Origin of the sequence: Vibrio sp. L5-1 (genome assembly GCF_021728315.1) — a bacterium.
In the GTDB taxonomy this organism is placed as follows: Bacteria; Pseudomonadota; Gammaproteobacteria; order Enterobacterales; family Vibrionaceae; genus Vibrio; species Vibrio splendidus_K.
In genome coordinates this window covers 814627-835696 of sequence record NZ_JAKKCQ010000002.1, presented here as the reverse complement: position 1 = coordinate 835696, position 21070 = coordinate 814627, and the positions used below count along the sequence as shown (strand labels likewise).

Annotated in this window: 19 protein-coding genes and 1 tRNA gene (1 of these 20 cut by a window edge); 12 read left to right on the top strand and 8 right to left on the bottom strand. The window is 45.0% G+C overall.

The window, feature by feature from the left end:
* The first annotated feature begins 23 nt into the window (after window positions 1-23).
* The 3 genes from L3V35_RS10605 (at window position 24) to L3V35_RS10595 (ending at window position 2974) form a co-directional block, all read left to right on the top strand.
* On the top strand, window positions 24-317 hold the full coding sequence (locus tag L3V35_RS10605) for an HU family DNA-binding protein (RefSeq protein WP_012604504.1): 294 nt from the start codon (window positions 24-26) through the stop codon (window positions 315-317).
* Between the two features lie 220 nt (window positions 318-537).
* Window positions 538-2403, top strand: a complete 1866-nt coding sequence (gene ppiD / locus L3V35_RS10600) for a peptidylprolyl isomerase (protein ID WP_237299619.1) — start codon at window positions 538-540, stop codon at window positions 2401-2403.
* 271 nt (window positions 2404-2674) lie between these two features.
* Entirely contained in the window at window positions 2675-2974 is a 300-nt protein-coding gene (locus L3V35_RS10595; protein ID WP_054548192.1) for a ComEA family DNA-binding protein, read from the top strand.
* Window positions 2975-3017: 43 nt separating this feature from the next.
* On the opposite strand, the gene rrtA is transcribed toward L3V35_RS10595, so the two are convergent.
* Entirely contained in the window at window positions 3018-3554 is a 537-nt protein-coding gene (rrtA, locus tag L3V35_RS10590; RefSeq protein ID WP_237299617.1) for a rhombosortase, read from the bottom strand.
* A 9-nt stretch (window positions 3555-3563) separates the two neighbouring features.
* Here rrtA and L3V35_RS10585 point away from each other — a divergent pair, with 9 nt between their 5' ends.
* Window positions 3564-4163, top strand: coding sequence for a tRNA-uridine aminocarboxypropyltransferase (locus tag L3V35_RS10585; RefSeq protein WP_237299615.1), 600 nt, complete (start codon window positions 3564-3566; stop codon window positions 4161-4163).
* 26 nt (window positions 4164-4189) lie between these two features.
* Here L3V35_RS10585 and L3V35_RS10580 read toward each other — a convergent pair whose 3' ends face one another.
* The 3 genes from L3V35_RS10580 to L3V35_RS10570 all read right to left on the bottom strand — a co-directional run bounded on the left by L3V35_RS10580 (window position 4190) and on the right by L3V35_RS10570 (window position 7575).
* On the bottom strand, window positions 4190-5533 hold the full coding sequence (locus L3V35_RS10580; RefSeq protein ID WP_237299613.1) for an anti-phage deoxyguanosine triphosphatase: 1344 nt from the start codon (window positions 5531-5533) through the stop codon (window positions 4190-4192).
* Window positions 5534-5587: 54 nt separating this feature from the next.
* Complete coding sequence (gene yfbR / locus L3V35_RS10575; RefSeq protein ID WP_237299611.1) at window positions 5588-6172, bottom strand: 5'-deoxynucleotidase; 585 nt, start codon at window positions 6170-6172, stop codon at window positions 5588-5590.
* 170 nt (window positions 6173-6342) lie between these two features.
* Complete coding sequence (locus L3V35_RS10570) at window positions 6343-7575, bottom strand: pyridoxal phosphate-dependent aminotransferase (RefSeq protein ID WP_004736094.1); 1233 nt, start codon at window positions 7573-7575, stop codon at window positions 6343-6345.
* A gap of 296 nt (window positions 7576-7871) precedes the next feature.
* Here L3V35_RS10570 and L3V35_RS10565 point away from each other — a divergent pair, with 296 nt between their 5' ends.
* From L3V35_RS10565 to L3V35_RS10535, 7 genes are all read left to right on the top strand, one after another.
* On the top strand, window positions 7872-9179 hold the full coding sequence (locus L3V35_RS10565) for an isochorismate synthase MenF (protein WP_004736095.1): 1308 nt from the start codon (window positions 7872-7874) through the stop codon (window positions 9177-9179).
* A complete protein-coding gene (menD, locus tag L3V35_RS10560) occupies window positions 9176-10900 on the top strand; it encodes a 2-succinyl-5-enolpyruvyl-6-hydroxy-3-cyclohexene-1-carboxylic-acid synthase (protein WP_237299930.1) in 1725 nt (574 codons plus the stop codon). The genes L3V35_RS10565 and menD overlap by 4 nt, the downstream gene beginning before the upstream one ends.
* A 9-nt stretch (window positions 10901-10909) precedes the next feature.
* Entirely contained in the window at window positions 10910-11710 is an 801-nt protein-coding gene (gene menH / locus L3V35_RS10555; protein ID WP_065206784.1) for a 2-succinyl-6-hydroxy-2,4-cyclohexadiene-1-carboxylate synthase, read from the top strand.
* Window positions 11711-11812: 102 nt separating this feature from the next.
* Window positions 11813-12679, top strand: coding sequence for a 1,4-dihydroxy-2-naphthoyl-CoA synthase (gene menB, locus L3V35_RS10550; protein WP_029222208.1), 867 nt, complete (start codon window positions 11813-11815; stop codon window positions 12677-12679).
* 75 nt (window positions 12680-12754) lie between these two features.
* Window positions 12755-13762 carry an o-succinylbenzoate synthase gene (menC, locus tag L3V35_RS10545; RefSeq protein WP_065679261.1) on the top strand — a complete coding sequence of 336 codons (1008 nt, stop codon included), beginning with the start codon at window positions 12755-12757 and terminating at the stop codon, window positions 13760-13762.
* Between the two features lie 52 nt (window positions 13763-13814).
* Entirely contained in the window at window positions 13815-15248 is a 1434-nt protein-coding gene (gene menE / locus L3V35_RS10540) for an o-succinylbenzoate--CoA ligase (protein WP_237299610.1), read from the top strand.
* Between the two features lie 181 nt (window positions 15249-15429).
* Window positions 15430-15597 (top strand): hypothetical protein, encoded by a 168-nt coding sequence (locus tag L3V35_RS10535; RefSeq protein WP_004736103.1) that lies wholly within the window; start codon window positions 15430-15432, stop codon window positions 15595-15597.
* Window positions 15598-15730: 133 nt separating this feature from the next.
* Here the strand turns inward: L3V35_RS10535 and L3V35_RS10530 are convergent, their stop codons facing one another.
* The 3 genes from L3V35_RS10530 to L3V35_RS10520 form a co-directional block, all read right to left on the bottom strand.
* Window positions 15731-16651 (bottom strand): putative sulfate exporter family transporter, encoded by a 921-nt coding sequence (locus L3V35_RS10530; RefSeq protein ID WP_004736106.1) that lies wholly within the window; start codon window positions 16649-16651, stop codon window positions 15731-15733.
* A 146-nt stretch (window positions 16652-16797) separates the two neighbouring features.
* On the bottom strand, window positions 16798-18672 hold the full coding sequence (locus L3V35_RS10525; protein ID WP_054548201.1) for an MFS transporter: 1875 nt from the start codon (window positions 18670-18672) through the stop codon (window positions 16798-16800).
* Window positions 18673-18689: 17 nt separating this feature from the next.
* On the bottom strand, window positions 18690-19280 hold the full coding sequence (locus L3V35_RS10520) for a TetR-like C-terminal domain-containing protein (protein ID WP_004736110.1): 591 nt from the start codon (window positions 19278-19280) through the stop codon (window positions 18690-18692).
* A gap of 196 nt (window positions 19281-19476) precedes the next feature.
* On the opposite strand from L3V35_RS10520, the gene L3V35_RS10515 reads away from it, so the two are divergent.
* Window positions 19477-20385: a TIM44-like domain-containing protein gene (locus L3V35_RS10515; RefSeq protein WP_237299608.1), complete on the top strand. Its 909-nt coding sequence runs from the start codon at window positions 19477-19479 to the stop codon at window positions 20383-20385.
* Window positions 20386-21051: 666 nt separating this feature from the next.
* Here L3V35_RS10515 and L3V35_RS10510 read toward each other — a convergent pair.
* Window positions 21052-21070 (bottom strand) — tRNA-Tyr (locus L3V35_RS10510) (it continues 166 nt past the right edge of the window).

The window sequence follows — 21070 nt, the reverse complement described above, 5'->3', positions numbered from 1 at the left end:
CAGTCATCGAGAAGTAGTCACAGATGACACATAGGGGAAAAACAGTGAATAAAACACAACTAGTAGAATCAATCGCAGAAAACGCAGACATCTCTAAAGCTTCAGCTGGTCGCGCTCTAGACGCTTTCATCGAAGCAGTTGGCACAACGCTACAATCAGGTGACCAAGTTGCACTTGTTGGCTTTGGTACTTTCAGTGTTCGTACTCGTGCTGCTCGTACAGGTCGTAACCCAAAAACTGGTGAAGAGATCCAAATCGCAGAAGCTAAAGTACCTGGCTTCAAAGCAGGTAAAGCACTTAAAGACGCATGTAACTAATTTTCACTGCTGAAACCTCGCTTTTAGAGAGGGGAAGGCAGTAAAATGCGTTTACTGTTTGAAAAATGATGTTTCATTCTTAGACAGTATGTGTGCAAAGCACATTGAACTTATTTAAATTATGCGCATCCTACTGATGCGCATTTCTTTTTCTGATAATATCGCGTGAATAGATTTTTATTTTGAAGCCAATGCTTCATATCCGGAGAGCACTTAAATTATGATGGATCGATTACGCGAAGGCGTGAATAGCATCGCGGTAAAAATTATCCTTGGGTTGATTATCCTGTCATTCGTATTCGCAGGTGTAGGCAGCTACATCACCGGTGGCGGTAACAACGCAGCAGCTAAAGTTGGCAACACAGAAATTGCTCGTGGTGAGTTCGAACAAGCTTACCAAAACGAACGTAATCGTATGCAGTCTCAACTTGGCGATTACTTCGCTCAAATGCTTGCAGACCCTGCATACGTAGAGTCTTTCCGTAAATCAGTACTTGATCGCATGATCAACGATGTTCTACTTGAGCAGCAAGCTGAGTCACTAGGCCTACGAATCAGTGATTCTCAAATCCGTACAATGATTCTAGAAATGCCTCAGTTCCAAACTGCTGGTCAATTTGATCAAGAAGTTTACCAATCAGCACTGCGTCGTGCAGGTTTCAGCGCAGAAAGCTTCGCTGAATACATGCGTCGTGACCTAATGCGTAACCAGCTTGTGACTGCGCTTCAAGGCAGTGAATTTGTTCTTCAAGGCGAAATCGATACGCAAAGCAAACTTATTGCTCAAACTCGTGACATTCGTACAGTGACCTTGTCTGTTGCTGATCTAGCGAAAGGCATCGAACTAACTGACGAGCAAATCGAACAGTACTATTCTGAGAACCCTCAAGCTTACACTCGTCCAGAGCAAGCTAAGGTGTCTTACATCGAGCTTTCAGCTGAAGCACTTAAGTCTCAGCTTGAAGTAAGCGATGAAGAAGCACAGAAATACTACCAAGAGCACCTAGACAAGTACTCAACTGAAGAGCAACGTAAAGTTAGCCACATTCTAGTTCAAGGCGATGACGAAGCGAAAGCTCAGTCAATCCTAGACGAGCTAAATGCAGGCGCTGATTTTGCTACGCTAGCGGAAGAGAAATCTGACGACTTCGGTAGTGCAGATGTTGGCGGTGACTTAGGTTGGATTGAACGCGATGTTATGGACCCAGCATTCGAAGACGCGGCTTTCGCTCTTGAGAATATTGGCGATACTACTGGCCTAGTTAAATCTGATTTTGGCTACCACATCATCAAGCTAGACGAAGTAAAAGCATCTCAAGCTCAGCCTTACACTGAAGTAGCGGCAGAGATTAAGACAGAGCTTCTAGACCAGCATGCTGTAGACCAGTTCTACGAACAGCAAACTGAACTAGAAAAAGTAGCGTTTGAATTCCCAGATTCTCTAGACGATTCTGCTCAGGCTATAAACGCGAAAATCACGACGACTGATTTCATCTCTCAAGTTGACGCTCCAGAAGTTCTGATGACGCCTGCAGTTATGCAAGCTATCCTGAGCCCTGAAGTGAAAGAAGACGGTCTGAACTCTGAAGTTATCGAAGTTGCACCTGAGCACGTGATTGTTGTTCGTGTAGAAGAGACTCGCGACGAGACAGTTCTTCCTCTAGCTGAAGTGAAAGATCAAGTTGTCGCTGCATTGTCTGCTGTACAAGCTGAGCAACAAGCAGTTGAGCTAGGTGTTTCTCTAGTGAACGAGCTTAAGCAAGGTAACGAAGCAGTACTTGCAGATAACAACCTTGAGTTCACTGAACTTGAAACGATTGACCGTAACTCGCCACTAGCGGCGTCTGTATTCGCTCTAGCGAAACCAGAAGCAGGTCAAGCTGTGTTCGGTCAATCTAAAGACCAAGACGGTAACATCGTTGTTGTTGAGCTTTCTAAAGTAACGGCTGAAATCAACCCAGCTTACAGCACTCAAATTGGTGCACAGTTGGAGCGAGTTGGTAATCAGCAAGACCTTACTAATGTATTAAACGTACTGCGTAAAAATGCAGACGTTGAATACTACGTAGTGGGTCAGGGTCAGTAAGCTCAGGTTAGTTTGAGTTAGTTTGAGTTAGCTTAGCTCGGTAGTTAGGCCTGTTTGGTGGCTGACTACCGAGAATCAACATGCGATGGTTGTTGTTTTGCAAATTAGGTTTATTCGATAAATAAGAATTGCGAGCCAACAAACAAGCTGATGAAAACAAGATGTATAACGAAGCGGGTCACTTAGGTGACCCGCTTTATTTTTGTCTGGTGATTGTGTTATCTAGTGCGGTAAATGCATAAGTTACGTTTTTTGTTCAAAGGAACGGTTTATGCGCACGATATATTCAACACTACTTCTTTCATTTCTGATGGCCCTGAGCTCCCCAGCGTTTTCTGATAGCCCATCTAAAGCTGAGCTTTACGATGGCATCGAGATTACGGTAAACATCAATACTGCGACGGCAGAAGAACTCTCAGCGCTATTAGTTGGTGTTGGGGACAAGAAAGCCCAAGAGATCGTCGATTACAGAGATCAAAACGGTGCGTTTACGACTGCTGATGATTTGGTGAGTGTGAAAGGGATAGGTGAAGCGACGGTTGAAAAGAACCGTGAGCGAATTCAACTTTAGTTTGAAGGGTTACGGCAGTTTGAAGGGGTACGGTTATAGAGGGCTACTTTCTATTCGGTAACCATAGTACCAAAACCATGAAGCCTCCAGCGATAGCGCCTGCTAGGTGGGCTTCAATGGCCACGCGAGCATTAATCAGTTCGCCAGTGGTGCTAGAAGGGCCAACAAGCTGCTCCCAAGCTATTTTAGCTATTAACCCCAACACCAGGAGCCAGCTTGACCTCCTGCCGTTCAGCGCTTCATTGAGAGCGAATAAACCAAACAACCCATGTAATGTCCCAGATAACCCCACATAGATATGAATGTCCGTCAGCAACAACGCCAGTCCAGTGATTAAGCTAATGAAAAGCAATGCACCAATAAGCCGTTTTTTATAGGGTTGAAACAGATAGCTGATGATCCATAAGCCTGCTAGATTCATCAGAAGGTGCGAGTAGTTGGTATGTGAAAAGTTTCCTGTTAGGATCCGCCACCATTGCCCCTCGGCAATCGCATTGCTATCCCATACGACCCAAGCTTGTATTGGCTCAAATTGGAATAAGACGCATAAAAGTGAAGTGAAAATTAAAACAGGGTACACATTAAATCCATGTCTCGTTATTGCCCCCAATGCAGCAAGGCTTTGAAAGCTTGTATTTGTCAGTGGGTTACACCACTCGAATCGAATGTTGAGCTTATCATTCTTCAGCACCCATCAGAAGAGCATCGCCCGATGGGAACTGCGCGCATCCTCTCGTTATCTCTAAATAACAGCGTGACGCTTGTCGGTGAAGATTTTTCAGACAACGAACAATTGAACGCATTGCTGGCCAATGAACATTACCAACATGTGATTTTATACCCAAGCGAAAACTCTGTTTCAGTTGAATCTGTGACATGCCCTAATAAGAAGCTGCGTGTGATTTTATTGGATGGGACGTGGAAGAAGGCGTTCAAGATGTGGCAGGTGTCGAGTAACTTGCATGCGCTGAGCACGGTTCATTTACCGAAAGACCTCAAGGGTAATTATCGAATCCGTAAAGCGCCCAGTGAAAACAGCCTTTCTACCGTCGAAGCCGGCTATCATTTGCTTAGCTTGCTAGATAGTGATGGCGACTTTAGCCCTTTGCTAACGGCATTTGACCAAATGATTCAGTTTCAAATCAATCAAATGCCGCCGGGTGTGTTTGAGAAAAACTACTTAGATTAAGCCGATTCACTGGTACGAGTCAGGAATTAAAACTCGGTATGAGCTGAGAACAATTGCTGATGCATTTTCTGCGCAAGATCATCGGTCATTGATGAGATGTAATCCGCAATCACGCGCATTTTTATTGATTCATCTTGATGCTGTAGCCATTGCTTTTTGATGGACAGTGGCAGCAAGCGTTCAGGATCTGCGCTGAATGCTTCAAACATATCCATGATGATCTGTTGGCCTTTGTATTCGATGACTTGAACTTGAGGCACTTGAATCACGAACTCGCTGACAAAGTGCTTCAGTTTATCGAGTGTGCCATCCATGCTCGGTTCAAGCACCGCATTGTAAGCCAACAGCACATTCTCAAAGCTAGCATCCACTCGTTCAATCGAAATACTGGTCAACAGAGCGTTAACTATCCCACCAATCGCATCTTTTCGACGATACTGCTCACCAGAGAAAAGCATCTCTGTAATTGAATCTAGGTGTTCACAAATCCAAGGATCGGCCATTTCTTTAAGTTGAGGGTAAGCTGAATCTACCCATTGTGTTTTGGTCACAGAGCCAAGCACAATGGCATCTTCTAAATCATGTACGCCATACGCGATGTCATCAGCCAACTCCATGATTGAACAATCAAGTGACTTATATTTGGTCTTATTGTGCTCAAGTGGCTCGGTATGCGTTTTTCTTTTCTGTTTTAGAAGCTGTTGGTCGCTGCTTGAAAGCGGCTCCAGTACCCAGTTAAAAAGTTCTTCATCATGATCGTAGATGCCTTTTGCTGGCATCCAATCTTTGGCTCGGAGTTGTCGTTGGTGCTTAACAGGCTCAGACTGTAATTTAGCTTGAACTTCGCTAAGAAGTGAAGGGTATTTAATCAGCCCCAACAGAGTGCGTCGAGATAGGTTCATCCCGTGATGTTCGGTGTAAGGTTCTAGCTGGGTGACAATGCGAAACGTTTGGGCGTTGCCTTCAAAGCCACCGTGGTCGCGCATCATATAGTTCAACGCGACTTCACCACCATGCCCATAAGGTGGGTGGCCGATGTCGTGAGCTAAACACAGTGAGTCAATCAAGCTATCTGAGGGGAGAAGATCTCGAAATTCGGGCTGCTTTTTCTTGAGTTGAGCGACAATACCAGTACCAAGTTGTGCGGCTTCTAGCGAATGGGTAAGGCGAGTTCGGTGGAAATCGTTTACCGTGGTGCCATGAACTTGAGTTTTTGCTTGGAGGCGACGAAAAGCAGCAGAGTGAAGCACACGCGCACGATCGCGTTGATATGGGCTACGATGGTCATCACGCCTTATTTTATGTTCATCGTCATTTCGATGTTGCCATTCTTGTTCGAGTTCAAATGGTGGTTCGAGTGGAGAAGTCAAAATAGCACCTATCAATCTGATTTATTTAGCTAATTACACTCAAGTTATACCCAGCTAGCTTATCTCGTCTAGTGATAATTCAAAGCTTGGCGCAAATGTGGTGAGAAAGTAGGCCATTTCTGGGCTTTTACGCTGTTCGAGTGTTTCTTCCAGTCGGCGTTTCGCTTGCTCGTATTCGTGGTTTCCCGCGCTGAGTTCTTCCAAGCATTTGAGGTAAGCACAGATAGTGTCGGCTTGCTTGACGATGCTTTGTTCTTCTTTGTTTGCTGTTCCGGATATTAAGAAGGGCGCGAAATCGTCTTGGAATTCTTCCGGTAGCATTGAAAGCAGTCTTTGTTCTGCTGCGGCTTCTATCTTCTTGTACTCTTGGGCGATGTCTGGGTTGTAGTATTTAACTGGCGTCGGTAAATCACCCGTTAGTACTTCACTGGTATCGTGGTACATACCAATCAGCGCAATGTGCTCGGGGTTGAGCTGGCCATCAAACTTCTTATTTTTAATTAATGCCAAGGCGTGTGCGACGAAAGCAACTTGCAGGCTATGTTCTGAAATGTTCTCACTTGAGACTGATCGCATCAGGGGCCAGCGTTGAATCAGCTTCATACGGGCAAGATGGGCAAAGAAATGGCTTTGTTTCATAAGAGTCCTTTCTAAACTGTGCTCCACTCGTATCATGTGTTCAACATAGTAATACGAGACAGCGGATACAAAAAAGGCTCCCAAACAGGAGCCCTTTAAGCATAGAAGTGATTGATTACAAGTTAAAGTCTTTTAAAACAGCAAATTGTAGTCATCTTTCTTTGTGCTAATTAACCTTCGATGAGGTCGTCTTGGCTGTAGGTCTGTAAGAAGCGCTCTAGACGACCAATCGCGATTTCTAGGTCTTCGATATGTGGCAGAGTCACGATGCGGAAGTGATCCGGTTTTGGCCAGTTGAAGCCAGTACCTTGAACCAATAGTACCTTCTCTTGCTTAAGGAAATCGAGCACGAATTTCTGATCGTCTTTGATGTTGTACATATTGGTGTCGATCTTAGGGAACAGGTACATCGCGCCTTTTGGTTTCACACAAGATACGCCAGGGATCTTGTTGATCAGTTCCCATGCACGGTCACGTTGCTCAAGCAGTCGACCACCAGGAAGAATCAGTTCGTTGATACTCTGATAACCCCCCAGTGCTGTTTGGATGGCGTGCTGCATTGGTACGTTGGCACACAAACGCATCGAGGCCAGCATTTCTAGCCCTTCAACGTAGCCTTTCGCTATGTGCTTCGGACCCGTTAAGAACATCCAGCCACCACGGAAACCACACACGCGGTAAGCCTTAGATAGACCATTGAATGTGACCATTAGTACGTCTTCAGCAAGCGTTGCGACTGAAGTATGTACGGCACCGTCGTAAAGCACTTTGTCGTAGATTTCATCAGCGAAGATGATCAAACCGTGCTCACGAGCAATCTCAACAACTTGTAATAGGAAATCACGGCTGTATACCGCGCCCGTTGGGTTGTTCGGGTTGATAAGAACGATACCGCGAGTCTTTGGTGAGATCTTCGCACGCATGTCGTCTAGATCTGGATACCAATCAGCATCTTCATCACACATGTAGTGAACCGGTGTACCACCAGAAAGCGCAACAGACGCTGTCCATAGTGGGTAGTCCGGAGCGGGAACTAAGATTTCATCACCATTATCCAGTAGCGCCTGCATAGACATAACGATAAGCTCTGATGCGCCGTTACCAATGTAAACGTCTTCTACATCAAGGTTACGTAGGCCTTTTTTCTGGTAGTGCTGAACAACCGCTTTGCGGGCTGAATAGATGCCTTTTGAGTCACAGTAACCTTGAGATGTCGGTAGGTTACGGATTACATCAACAAGGATTTCATCAGGGGCGTCAAAACCAAATGGGGCGGGGTTACCAATATTAAGCTTCAGTATTTTATGCCCTTCTTCTTCCATGCGCTTAGCATGTTTGAGTACAGGTCCCCTGATTTCGTAGCATACGCTGTTGAGTTTTGACGACATCCCGATATTTTGCATTGCCGATTTCCTGAAATTAATTTAAATACTTTATTAAAGTACCGCAAAATGGGGTTTGATAGAATAAAAATCTGATGAATGTCGCATTTCAGTGTCACGTTTGGTCTTTTTGTTGTCACTCTTTTCTAAATTTTAATTAATCGCTTTCTTTGTTGTTGTCTAAGATGAATAAAGAGGCTGGATCGCTTAAAATCACAGGAATGTTCAAAAGATATAGTAGATTCTTGATCTAAGTGGGTGCTGCCCATAAAGTATCAAACTAATATAATAATAATTTAGATGTGAACGAGGTCGATTTGTCACATTTCCAGCAAACTATCTCCGCTTTGATTGAGCGAGTACAAAATGCCCAAGCAAGTGAAGTTCGTTGTGTTGAAGTTCTAACGCAAAAACCATCGTTTGCATTTATAGAATGGCTTCATGCTCAACCGCTCTTTCCAAAGTTCTACTGGCAGTCACGTGACACTCGTGAAGAGGTCGTCGCGCTCGGTCAACTGCACACTTTTTCTGATCCTGCTCCCGCATACGCAATTCTTGGTGAAGACCAACGAATTTGGGGTGGACGTTCATTTGATGGACATACCGCAAAGAACCGTCGTTGCATGGAATCGTTTTTCTTCCTTCCTCAGGTTGAATTAATCCGCTTTGACGACACTTGGTCGCTAGCGGTTAACTTGTCTCCTGATCGCGTTGCCTCCATTAACGCTTTGAATAAGCTTTCTGTAGAAGCGGCGATATTGGCACCTTTGTCGGCTCACATTGAACAGATTAACCACGTTCCAGAACGAGAACAGTGGGGTAATTTGGTCGATAAAGTGCTTCAGGGCATTAGCGACGAAGAGTACAAGAAAGTTGTTTTAGCGCGTAAAACCACACTGCAGCTCGATGCGCCAATCTGCGCGGCTCAATTACTCAAGGCCAGCTACCTGCAAAACCATCACAGCTTTCACTTTATGTTGGTATTGGATTCTAAACACAGCTTTATTGGCTCAACGCCAGAGCGTTTGTATAGCCGGTATGGGACAGAGCTGGATACTGAAGCTCTAGCGGGAACCATTGGTCGCGGAGAAAACGCGACAGAAGATATGGAGTTAGCGAACTGGCTTTCTCAAGACAGTAAAAACCTCAATGAGAACCAGTATGTGGTCGACGACATCATTGAGCGCCTCACTCCTCATTCTCAAACGGTCCATGTTGAAAAGGATACGCGTCTTGTGCGCTTGCGTAAGGTGCAGCATCTTAAGCGTAATATCCACGCTCAGCTTAATAATGGCGTTAACGGTGTGCAGTTGCTTGCTGCATTACAGCCGACTGCTGCGGTGGCGGGTTTACCGCGTAAAGAGGCGATGGACTTCATTCTTGAACACGAACCGTTTGCGCGAGGCTGGTATGCAGGCTCTGTTGGCTATATCAGTCATCAGAGAGCAGAGTTTTGTGTCGCGATTCGAAGCGCGTTAGTTGTAAACGATCAAGTACAGCTGTTTGCTGGCGCAGGGATCGTGCCGGGATCGGTTGCCGAGCATGAATGGCAAGAATTGAACAAGAAGATGTCAACCTTACTCAGCTTGATTTCGGATCACCCGCCGTTGGGTGTGGCGTCATGAATCACGACCAAGCCGTATTAAATAGAGTTTGGAGTCACACATTACTTGAAGAGCTAGCACGCAACGGTGTTGAACATGTTTGTGTTGCACCGGGCTCTCGCTCAACGCCGTTAACTCTCGAAGCTGAAGCCAACCCCAAGTTAACCTTACACACGCACTTTGATGAGCGTGGTCTTGGATTCTTAGCTTTAGGTTTAGCTAAAGCCAGTGATAAGCCAGTTGCCGTGATTGTTACCTCTGGTACTGCTGTCGCTAACCTTCTCCCTGCGACGGCTGAATCTGGGCTGACACGAGAGAAGCTGATTTTGCTGACCTCTGATAGACCCATCGACTTGGTCGACTGTGGTGCCAATCAAGCGATTCAGCAACAGGGTATCTTTTCTTCCCATGTTGAAAGTGCTTTAAACTTACCAAGCCCTAGTGCACAAGTTTCTCTGAATTGGTTACTGACATCGGTTGATCACGCCCTAGTGAAACAACGCAATGTTGGTGGTGCGATTCATATCAACTGTCCGTTCCCAGAACCTCTATATTCTGCGAATAGCGCGGAAATGTATGCGGAATACACATCCAGTGTCGCTGGGTGGAAAGCTTCGACAAGCCCGTATACCAATACCTACTTGCCTAACCATTTGAATGAACAGCCAGTCGCGCCGGGCGATTACGTTGCCCGTAAAGGTGCGGTGATTATTGGCTCTATCGATAATAAATCAGCGAGAAAAGCAAAACAGTTTGCATCAGCTTTAGGTTGGCCAATTTTCTGCGATCCTCAATCGGGCGTAAGCAGCGATTGGAAACATTATGATCTTTGGATGCAGAGTGACGTAGCGAAAGAACAACTTAACCAATGTGATTTCATCCTTCAGTTCGGTGAGCGCATTGTTTCTAAGCGCCTTAATCATTGGATAAAGTCGCAAGCATCATCATTCTGCTCATCACAATATATTGTTGTGTCACCAGATACGCACCGAATCAACCAAGATCATCTGCCTCAAACTCATATCGTTGCTGCTATCGAGTCATGGGTGTCAGAGCAGCATTTACCCACCTTGTTAGGCCAGCATGCAGGTTGGGCGGCTCCTTTAATCGAGGTCGCAAATACTGTTCAGCAACTCGCCCTCGCGCAAATATCCAACAATGACCAATTGACGGAACTCAGTGTTGCCGTTGACTTGTCGTCTAGACTTAAAGGCAGAGAGCTATTTGTGGGAAATAGCTTGATGGTAAGGCTGGTGGATATGCTGTCATCAATATCTGCGAATCAAGTTTACAGTAACCGTGGTGCATCGGGCATTGACGGCTTGGTGGCGACGGCTGCGGGCGTGGTGAAAGCCAACCAGAATCCTTTGTTGATGTTGATTGGTGATACCTCTTTGTTGTACGACCTCAATTCACTGGCTCTGCTGACTCATAATTTAACGCCGATGGTTATTGTTGTGACCAACAATGACGGTGGTGCAATCTTTGACTTGTTGCCGGTACCAGAGCAGCAAAAACAGTCACTTTATCAAATGCCTCATGGTTTCAGTTTTGAACACGCTGCTGCGCAGTTCCAACTTGGTTACGCTGCACCAGAAACCTTGAATTGCTATCAAAACATTATCGAACAACATTTCGAACAGGGTCAGGGTACCTTGCTCGTTGAAGTTAAGACGCCTCCCGAACAAGCGTCTACTTTGCTGAAACAATTCAGTTCAATGCTCACCGAGGCATTAGCCTAAGGACTTTACATGCTTTACTCCAATTATTACCCAGCTGTACAAGAACCTTCCGACAAACCTTTGCTTGTTTTTTTACATGGTTTACTCGGAAGCGGGGATGATTGGAGTGCATGTCATCCATATCTAGAGGATTTTCCTCGTCTTTGCATAGATTTGCCCGGGCACGGACAAAGCCGCTTTATCGATCCGGTAGGCTTTGATCATTGCTGCAAGAAAATCGTTCAGTGCATTACTTCTCAACTTGCCCTCAACGATCTTCCTGCGGATTACCCTATCGTGGTAATTGGCTACTCTATGGGAGGAAGGCTCGCCATGTATGGGGTGACAAGCCCTTGCTTCGAAACACTCAATCTAGAGAAAGTCATTATTGAAGGTGGCAACTTTGGTCTAGAGCGTGATGAAGAACGAGCACAAAGGTTAGTACATGATACGCAGTGGGCTGTCCGCTTTGCGCAGCAGTCGATTGAAGATGTTTTAGACGATTGGTATCAACAAAGCGTCTTTTCTTCACTAAATCATGAGCAAAGACAAACTTTGGTCATAAAGCGTAGTGGTAACCTTGGAGTATCCGTAGCAAATATGTTGTTATCTACTTCGTTAGCTAAGCAACCGGATTTACGTGCCACATTGAAATCTCATGAGCATTTATTGCATTATGTGTGTGGAGAAAAAGATCGTAAATTCATGGAGCTAGCTGAGAATAGTGGCTTTGAATATAGTCAGGTTGATTACGCGGGTCATAATGTTCATTTTGAGCAACCAGAGTTGTTTTCAAACTTGATAATCCAATGTATCGCCAGTCGTCGCTAATCTGACTGAGCGGATCTCTAGTCTCAAGCACTATCAAAAGCAGAGCAACACCGTCACGACTACTTGTTAGTCGTGGTCTCTAATAGAACAATGGGAATCACCATGGCTAAAACAGTAGGCATCACAGAAGAAGAACTTTACGCGGCAGTTAACTGGAGCGATGAAAGCAGTCAATTCGAAGATATTCAGTACCACAAGTCTGACGACGGTATTGCGAAAATCACGATTGCGCGTCCTCAAGTCCACAATGCGTTCCGTCCACAAACCGTAAAAGAGATGATCAATGCGCTGGCTGATGCTCGTTATGACGAGAAGGTTGGCGTAATCATTTTGACGGGTCTTGGTGAGAAGGCGTTCTGTTCTGGTGGTGACCAAAGTATTCGTGGTGACTACGGCGGCTATCAAGATGATTCAGGTACACATCACCTGAACGTACTTGATTTCCAACGTCAAATTCGTACTTGTCCAAAACCAGTAATCGCAGCGGTATCGGGTTGGGCAGTCGGTGGTGGTCATGTTCTTCACATGATGGCAGACCTTACCATCGCAGCTGAAAACGCTCAGTTCGGTCAGACAGGTCCTAAAGTCGGTTCATTCGATGGCGGTTGGGGTGCTTCTTACATGGCTCGTATCGTTGGCCAAAAGAAAGCGCGTGAAATCTGGTTCTTGTGTCGTTTCTACGATGCTCAAGAAGCATTGGACATGGGCCTAGTAAACACAGTGGTACCTGTTGCTGATCTAGAAAAAGAAACCGTTCGTTGGTGTCGTGAAGTTCTTCAACACAGCCCAATGGCGCTGCGTTGCTTGAAAGCCGCACTAAACGCAGACTGTGATGGTCAAGCCGGTCTACAAGAGTTGGCGGGTAACGCAACCATGATGTTCTACATGACAGAAGAAGGCCAAGAAGGCCGAAACGCATTTAACGAGAAGCGTCGACCTGATTTCGACAAATTTCCGCGTAACCCATAGTCTTTCTCTTCTTTAAAATGAGTCGCTAATAGCGGCTCGTTTTGTTTTGATGTTCCCCGTTTTTTAGGAAACTTTATGAACTCAGTGAATTCTCAGCGTCACGCTAAACTCTACCGTTATCAACTACCTATGGATAGTGGTGTGATTCTTCGTGACAATAAGTTGAACGAACGCGTTGGCTATATCATCCAACTTGAGTGTGATGGTAAAACTGGCTTTGGCGAAGTCGCACCTTTGCCAGGTTTTAGCCAAGAAGATGCCGAACAAGCCGGTATTCAGCTTCAACACGAATTAGAGCTTTGGAGCCACAACAACCCTCAAACGCCTTTTGATGAGCTATATCCTTCTGTTGCCTTCGGCTTTTCGATGGCGATGATGGAATTACGAGGCGAGCTCAACGCAGAAGGTAACTACCAAGCGGCGCCGTTGTGTACAGGAGATCCAGATGAATTGATCCCTGTGCTGAATGAGATGAAAGGCGAGAAGGTCGCCAAAGTGAAAGTCGGTCTCTACGAAGCGATTCGCGATGGCATGTTGGTTAGCTTATTTCTTGAGTCGATCCCTGATTTGACCCTAAGGCTTGATGCCAACCGTGCGTGGAAGCCAGAGAAAGCGAAGCAGTTCATTAAGTACATTTCGCCGTCACTGCGTCAGCGTATTAGCTTTATTGAAGAGCCTTGCCAAAAACCAGAAGACAGCTTGGCATTTGCTATTGACCATGGCGTAGCGATTGCGTGGGACGAAACATTGCAAGAAGCGGTGCGAAGCCCAGAATTTGATCTTAGCGACCTTACTGGTGTTAAAGCTGTCGTGATCAAGCCAACTCTTATTGGTTCTGTAGAGCGTTGTGTGGCAATCATTGAGCGTGCACAGCAACTCGGTATCAAACCAGTACTAAGCTCAAGCATAGAGTCTAGCCTTGGCTTAACTCAGATTGCTCGATTAGCACAACAATACTTGCCTAATGAAGTTCCAGGACTTGATACCATTGGCTTGTATCAGCAACAGCTAGAGGTTTCTTGGCCGGGGTGTCAGCTTCCGGTTTCTACTCTTGAGCAGCAACAATTGATTTGGTCTTCTTAAGCTGATCGTTCGATTGGCTTAGACCGTTTTCAATCTATAACTTGGTTATCTTATGATGCGCCCACAATCTAATCATCACCCGCTTTGGGTACAGTGGGCGCAGCAAAACCCACATCAAACAGCGTTAGTGACTACTCACCATACCTATACTTGGCAGCAAGTGTCTGTGCTAGTGAGTGAGTACCAACAACAGCTATCTCAGCAAGGCCTATCTGAAGGTGACGTCCTGACGATTGTTGGTAAGAATCAAGCTGAAGTGACCCCTGTTTACCTTGCCGCACTCAATTTGGGTGTGGTTTGTGCGTTTACGATGCCTCAGCCTAGCTTACGCCTGAAGAAAAAGCTCGATTCCTTAAATCAAGCAGGTCAACAAAACTACCTTTGGATTTTGGACAGTTGCGGGATAGAGCAATCAGAGACTGTCGATTTGAATACTCAGTTGGTGACCTTATCTTGCTTAAATGAAGTGAAGGTCGATGGTGATGATAATCGGATAACGGCATCTCAAGACTCCAACTTCAATCCGCAAAATCTAGCGAGTATCGTATTCACTTCAGGTTCTACCGGAAATCCGAAAGCAGTGGCTCACACGCTTGAGCAGCATTTATGCTCGGCGGTCGGGTTACTCGACGTTTTTTATTTTGAACAAGGTGACACTTGGTTACTGAGTTTACCTATGTACCATGTGTCAGGATTAGCGATAGTTCATCGTTGGTTGGCGGCAGGTGGTTGCATCAAAATAGGCACAGGTCAGCTTGAAACCGACATCGAAGGTTGCAGTCACGCTTCATTAGTGGCTACGCAGCTACATCGATTACTAAAGAGTAAGCAAGCACTTACTTTAACTCATGTACTTTTGGGTGGTAGCCATATTCCAGAAGCTCTTGGGCTTGAAGCTCAACACATGGGTATAGAAACATGGCTTGGCTACGGCATGACAGAAGCGGCTTCAACAGTGACTGCGAAGCCCGTTGATGCCAGTAGCACGGCCGGATTTGTCCTTAACCATCGCCAACTAAAAATTGAAGAACAACGTATCTTTATTGGCGGCGAGACGCTCGCTTCCGGTTATTACCACCAAGGTAAATTAACGTCCTTAGTTGATGAGAATGGCTGGTTCGATAGCAAAGATCTTGGTGAGTGGATAGGCGAACAAGTGTCGATTATTGGTCGCGCCGACAATCAGTTTATTTCTGGTGGTGAGAACATTCATTGCGAGGAGATTGAGCGAGCACTCAACCAATTGTCTGAGGTTAATCAGTCTTTTATTGTTCCTATTAAAGATGATGAGTTCGGATTCCGACCTGTCGCTATTGTAGATTGTACTGATTTACCAACTAAAGAATGGTTTATCGAGCAATTGACGGGTCGTCTTGAACGGTTCAAATTTCCTGTTGAGTATTATCGAATGCCTAAGCAAGAACAACTGGGTATTAAGGTCTCACGCGCTGGGTTGGCACAGTGGTTGTCTCAGCATAGGAGTTAAAGGTAAGCGCTTACCTCGACGTTATTTGCGAAGCTGTTAGGTGATTCAGTTGTTAGGTGACTAAGTTGGCAGGCGGTTAGTTAATTTAGCAATTAGATAGTTCAAAACAGAATTTATTATCTTTATAACCATCCATCATAATAAGTCCTATAAATAACGGATTATAGAATAAGGTCTTATTATGAAAATTGCCCTCATCATTGCGGTTTTACTGCAGATAGGCCAAGCGGTCACTTCGTCAGGGTTGACTCGCTCGTTGGCTGAACTCACCGCATTTGTGTTGGTTGTGGTACTTGTTTTAATGAAAAGAGAGAGCAAGAAGAGTGATAAGCCCCTGTTTGATTTGTGATTGTTGCAACAAAGAATATCTTTACCACAAACGATAAAGGCAAAGCCCATTTGAGCTTTGCCTTTTTGTTTTGTTGCTCGCTAATCTGAGTGTCTAGGTAACCGAACAACCAGTTAAAGCGTTTCTTTGCGAACTAAGCAAGAGTTAACCACGCCAAAGAACCTGTCGAAATCATCGTCCACATCGTAATACCAAACATCAATGGCTTCGGCCCTGCTGCTTTTAACTTCTCTACAGAAATACCACAGCCAATTAAGAACAGACACACAACCAACGCGCGTTTGGACACATCAAAGATCCCTTGGTAGACCATCTCAAATTGTGGCAGCAAGTCACTGATAGCAATGGCGGCGCAGTAGAAGAAAATGAAGTAAGGAATCGTAATCTTCTTTTGATCGTTCTTGAAGATCATCGCGCTGACTAAAGCGATTGGGATGATCCAAAGTGCACGAGCGAGCTTCAATGTTGTCGCTGTCGTCAGTGCTTCTTCACCGTAAGCCGAAGCTGCACCTACCACAGAAGATGTATCGTGAATCGCAATGGCGGCCCAAGTCCCAAATGTTTGTTGGCTTAACTCAAGCGCGTGGCCAATCATCGGGAATAAGAATAGGGCTACAGAGTTCAACACAAATACCGTAGCTAACGCCAAGCCAATCTGTTCATCGTCCGCTTTAATCGCAGGTGCTACAGCTGCTATCGCGCTACCACCACAAATAGCGGTACCTGAAGAGATAAGGTAGCCCGTGGTGCGATCCAATCCCATTCGTTTGGCTAAGAACCAACCAATGACTAACGTACCAATGATGGTCGTGACAATTAAACCAATACCGTCGCCTGTTACCGCCAATGCTTTTTCAAACTGAATGCCAAAGCCTAAGCCGACAATCGAGTAGGCCAGTAACTTCTTTGTGAGTTTGCCTACTTCTAGATGCTCAGGGACTAAACCTAAACTAGCAAGCAGAAAGCCAATAACGAGGGCCGTCGGTGAGCTTACCCACGGTGTTAAGCAAAACAGTGCAGCAAGATAAAATGGAGCAGACTTTTTTAGGTTCATTATATTTAGAGTCTTGTTGTGTTGTCACGTTATTGTAATGAGACCACTATACGTTCAATAAAATGATAAGTAAGTCTAAATGAATTGAACAAACGTTAAGGAAAACTTAACGCTTGTTCAGCTGATATGAATAAAGGGCTGGTTAGCTAGCGTAGTGTTCCGCGAAGGTCTGAGACTGACTGCCGAAGAGTTTTGCATGAGGCATCTTTAGCGAGAATTGGCTTGCCAGCTTCTATCTCTAACTTGGTCCAGAAGCGGGTTGGTAGTCCTTTGCAGGCACTGCCTTTGTAACGACTGAAGTAGCTGCCCCATAGCCCTTTGAGAGCCATTGGAATGACAGACACAGGAGATCGTTTGATAATCAGCTCCATTCCACGCATGAACTCTGCGACTTCACCATCAGAGGTTAGCTTTCCTTCTGGAAAAATACACACGATGTGGCCTTCATGCAGAGCGCGTTCTACTTCTTTAAAAGCATTTCGAATCGAGCTACGGTTGGTTGCGGAGATTGGAATAACCCCAGCTCTTTTCAAGAAACGTCGAATAGGCGGCAACTTGGTGTAATCTTCTTCCATCACAAAGCGGATCAAGCGAGGGCAAACGGCGCTCAGCAATAATGCATCCATATAACTCACATGGTTACAGATAATCAATGCGCCGCCTTTTTCTGGCAGGTGATGTAAATTTTTATGTTTAACTCGGTACATGGTGTGAGTGACCACCCACGTAAAGAAACGGAAAGCGTAAATAGGCACCTGATAAAACAGATACAACATAACCAAAGTGTTTCCTATCGCGAGCAGTACAAACAGTTGTGGAATTGAAAACTCCAAAATACTAAGGCAAACAATACCTAAAACAGCGCTCCCGACCATGAATAGCGAGTTGTAGATATTGAGCCCGGCGATTACTTGAGCTCGCTCATTTGGCTTTGCCCGTAGCTGCATTAGAGAGTAAAGCGGAACAATAAAGATACCGCCAGAGATCCCCAGTAGTAGAAGATAAGCAAACAGCGGCCAAAGTTCGGAATACGTCACAAACTGATGGAAAGAGTTAAAGTCAGGCAAAGACTCCGGAATTGATGTCGCCATCAACAGGCCGAAGATCGAAATACCTAGGCTACCCATTGGCACGATGCCGATTTCAATACGGTGATTAGATAGTTTATCGCAAGCCAAAGAGCCAATCGCAATGCCTACCGAGAACAGTGCCAATAAAAACGCGACAGCGCTTTCAGTACCGTTTAGGTAAACCTTGGTGAAGTTGGGAAACTGAGTGAGGTAAGCTGCACCGAGGAACCAGAACCAGCTGATCGACATCAGTGCTTGAAAGGTTGGGCGGTCTTTTTTGGCAATAGCGAGTGTTGCGCGGGTTAGCTTTACTGGCTGCCACTTTACTTTCAGATCTGGTGCGTTACTTGGCGCTTCTGGGATAAAGTAACTTGATACATACCCGAGTACGGCAAAAGAAACAATACACACAGCAGCAATGAGTTTTGCGCTTTCTTCTGACGCAATAATACCAGCACCTAGAGTACCGATTAGGATGGCTAAGAATGTGCCTGTTTCAACCAGAGCATTTCCGGACACAAGCTCTTTGGTTTCTAACTGTTGCGGAAGTAGGGCGTACTTAACGGGGCCAAAGAAGGCACTTTGTGTCCCCATCAAAAACAGAAGCAGTAGTAATATTTCGTAGCTTTCGTAGATAAACCCGACCGCACCCAGTGACATTATCACCACTTCAAGAAGCTTAACTTTACGGATAAACCACGATTTTTCATATTTGTCTGCCAGCACACCAGCCAAAGCAGAAAATAGGAAGAAGGGCAGAATAAAAAGGCCAGCGGCCAAATTAATGAATAAATTGCTGGAAATAGGTAGCGTGTCTACGCTTGCGAAAGCAACAAACAGTAACAGAACATTTTTGAATATGTTGTCATTAAAGGCTCCCAGAAATTGGGTAATAAAGTAGGGTAGGAACCTTTTTTGCGTTAACAGCGAAGATTGGCTGCTGTTGTTCATTGTCTTTCCTTGGATGATTACCAGTTGGTTAAGTAGTTTGAGACTAGGTTATTGATCAACTCTTTACCATCGATAGGCTCAGAGGCGAAAAATTTATCATCAACGCTAAGTAGAGTAATTCCATGTACTCCAGACCATAATACACGGCTGGCTTTAACGACTTCGCTTTCAGTATGTTCAGGAGCAATCGCGATTAATAGTTGCTCTAGCATACCTGTCATTCTATCGATACGGTTCGATTGCCATTCAGGAAGGTTTTCACCGTTCATGTTGTGCTCAAAGATAAGCTGCCAACGGTGAGGGTGTTTTTGTGCAAAATCGTGGTAGCAGTAGGCAAGGTTGAATAGAGCTTGCTGAGGATTGCTCGATTGTTCAACTGCTACAGCAGATTCTGACGCCAGTTCATCTAATGTTTGAGCAACAACATGCAATAGCAATAGGTTGTAGTTGCCGAATACATTCACCAAGGTACTTGGAACATAACCAATCATATTGGCGATTTTGCGTAGACTTAACTCGTGATAAGAGTGCTCTTCTAAGAAGTCGGTCACCGTTTTTAAGGTTAATTGCACTAATTGTTCGCGAGTGTGATCGTTTCGTCTTGCCATGGGTACTTTCTATTAAATGAACATCGTTCAATATTTTAATGCTGCCCCAGAGTGTCGTCAATCCCTTCGCTAGTTTAGTAATCAATTAATAGCCGCAATATTATGATACATGTGTAAACGTCGTGAATATTTCATTGTTCTTTGTTAACGAGTATGATTAAGGTGTCGAAAGATAAAAAACCTATAAAGGATAATAATGAAACGATTTTTCTCACTAGTCGCGATCCTGTTGGTAACAGTCGCGGTGACGCCAATCGCGGAAGCGAAAAAGTTTGGTGGTGGTAAGTCATTTGGCAAAAGCTTTAAAACGGCTCCAGCACCAAAACAACAAAACACGAATTCGATCCGTCAAGATCAAACAGGTAAGAACACAGCAGCTAACTCTAGCCGTAAAGGGCTTATGGGCGGTATGCTAGGTGGTTTACTTGCGGGTGGTCTATTAGCAGCATTCTTTGGTGGCGCATTTGAAGGTATCCAGTTCATGGATATTCTGATCATGGGTCTGATTGCTTTCCTTGCGTTCAAATTCCTACGCGGAATATTGGGGGCGAAGCAGGGTTCCATGAATCAGCAGAATGGACGTGGCCAGCAGCCAGCATTCGGCGGCATGGGGCAAAACAAGTTTGAACAACCTGAGCAAAAGCCAAATGTTCATAACTTCGAGCAAGCACAACCTCAATCTCAAGGTGCAGCTGGTGGCTTCGGTTTTGGTTCACAAAGCGATGTTCCGCATAACTACCCACCGGGCTTTGATCAAGCGGCTTTCATCAATGGCTCTCGTGAGCACTACCGTACACTGCAAGGTGCATGGAACCACAACGAGCTAAATACGATTGAAGAGTATGTGTCTCCAAGCCTATTTGAAGACCTAAAATCTGAACGTGACAAGTTAGAAGGTGATCAGCACACAGACGTAATGTACGTTGATGCTGAAATTGTTCGTGCAGACCATGACGGCAGCAAAGCGCAGTTAAGTCTACAGTTTAGCGGTCGCTACCGTGACACTGCAGATGGCGTTGAAGAAGATATTACTGATATCTGGCACTTAGAACGTGACCTAACGACTGACAATGCGCCTTGGCTAATTGTTGGTATTCAAGGTTAATTCTGATATTTAGCGACAGCACTACGGTGTTGTCGTTTTCAGAAATTACGCCGATTAATAGAAAGCCCCTACTGAGAAATCAGTAGGGGCTTTTTTGTTTCGGCTGGTTTAAAACTATGACGGTATGAAACGCTAATACTTGGAAATCTAGTCACTTTGAATCATAAGGGCAACGAGTTAGGGTCCAATTTAAATCTTACAGAAGAAAACTTGTTGATTGTGCTAGATAACCTTTATTGACTTGAGCTAATAGGGTTGCCATCGCGATAAATCTTATTGGATATCTCTTATTATTGAAGTCGATTAATCTACCTGTAAGGGCTATTTTAATAGCGAAAGAGACTTTCAACTGAGATCACAATGTCCTTTGAACCCATACTAGAACATGAGATGACGCTTTGTCAGAAACAGAAAATCACTCAAAGTGTGAGGAACCAGTTTCTACAACTTGCTTAGGTTGTCCAGATGACTTGGTTTGTGAACGTCATCCTGATGTATGGAATGACTGATATTGGATTGAACCCTTGCTGAATTGCAGAAGAACAATCACAACAGTTTTGGGTCGGAGTTCAAAGCTTAGAGATATCGGGATTAACATATAAAGTTCAGAAACGAAAAAAGCCAACTCAATGAGTTGGCTTTTCGATTTTCCAATTAAGGATAATATGGTGGAGGGAGACGGATT

What these genes read in the sequence shown, in the direction of transcription:
- menC (WP_065679261.1), top strand. Translation starts at nt 12,755, where the DNA reads ATGAACTCAGTGAATTCTCAGCGTCACGCTAAACTCTACCGTTATCAA.
- yfbR (WP_237299611.1), bottom strand. Translation starts at nt 6,172, where the DNA reads ATGAAACAAAGCCATTTCTTTGCCCATCTTGCCCGTATGAAGCTGATT.
- menE (WP_237299610.1), top strand. Translation starts at nt 13,815, where the DNA reads ATGATGCGCCCACAATCTAATCATCACCCGCTTTGGGTACAGTGGGCG.
- ppiD (WP_237299619.1), top strand. Translation starts at nt 538, where the DNA reads ATGATGGATCGATTACGCGAAGGCGTGAATAGCATCGCGGTAAAAATT.
- L3V35_RS10570 (WP_004736094.1), bottom strand. Translation starts at nt 7,575, where the DNA reads ATGCAAAATATCGGGATGTCGTCAAAACTCAACAGCGTATGCTACGAA.
- menD (WP_237299930.1), top strand. Translation starts at nt 9,176, where the DNA reads ATGAATCACGACCAAGCCGTATTAAATAGAGTTTGGAGTCACACATTA.
- L3V35_RS10605 (WP_012604504.1), top strand. Translation starts at nt 24, where the DNA reads ATGACACATAGGGGAAAAACAGTGAATAAAACACAACTAGTAGAATCA.
- L3V35_RS10530 (WP_004736106.1), bottom strand. Translation starts at nt 16,651, where the DNA reads ATGAACCTAAAAAAGTCTGCTCCATTTTATCTTGCTGCACTGTTTTGC.
- L3V35_RS10535 (WP_004736103.1), top strand. Translation starts at nt 15,430, where the DNA reads ATGAAAATTGCCCTCATCATTGCGGTTTTACTGCAGATAGGCCAAGCG.
- L3V35_RS10595 (WP_054548192.1), top strand. Translation starts at nt 2,675, where the DNA reads ATGCGCACGATATATTCAACACTACTTCTTTCATTTCTGATGGCCCTG.
- L3V35_RS10525 (WP_054548201.1), bottom strand. Translation starts at nt 18,672, where the DNA reads ATGAACAACAGCAGCCAATCTTCGCTGTTAACGCAAAAAAGGTTCCTA.
- menB (WP_029222208.1), top strand. Translation starts at nt 11,813, where the DNA reads ATGGCTAAAACAGTAGGCATCACAGAAGAAGAACTTTACGCGGCAGTT.
- L3V35_RS10520 (WP_004736110.1), bottom strand. Translation starts at nt 19,280, where the DNA reads ATGGCAAGACGAAACGATCACACTCGCGAACAATTAGTGCAATTAACC.
- L3V35_RS10585 (WP_237299615.1), top strand. Translation starts at nt 3,564, where the DNA reads ATGTCTCGTTATTGCCCCCAATGCAGCAAGGCTTTGAAAGCTTGTATT.
- L3V35_RS10515 (WP_237299608.1), top strand. Translation starts at nt 19,477, where the DNA reads ATGAAACGATTTTTCTCACTAGTCGCGATCCTGTTGGTAACAGTCGCG.
- menH (WP_065206784.1), top strand. Translation starts at nt 10,910, where the DNA reads ATGCTTTACTCCAATTATTACCCAGCTGTACAAGAACCTTCCGACAAA.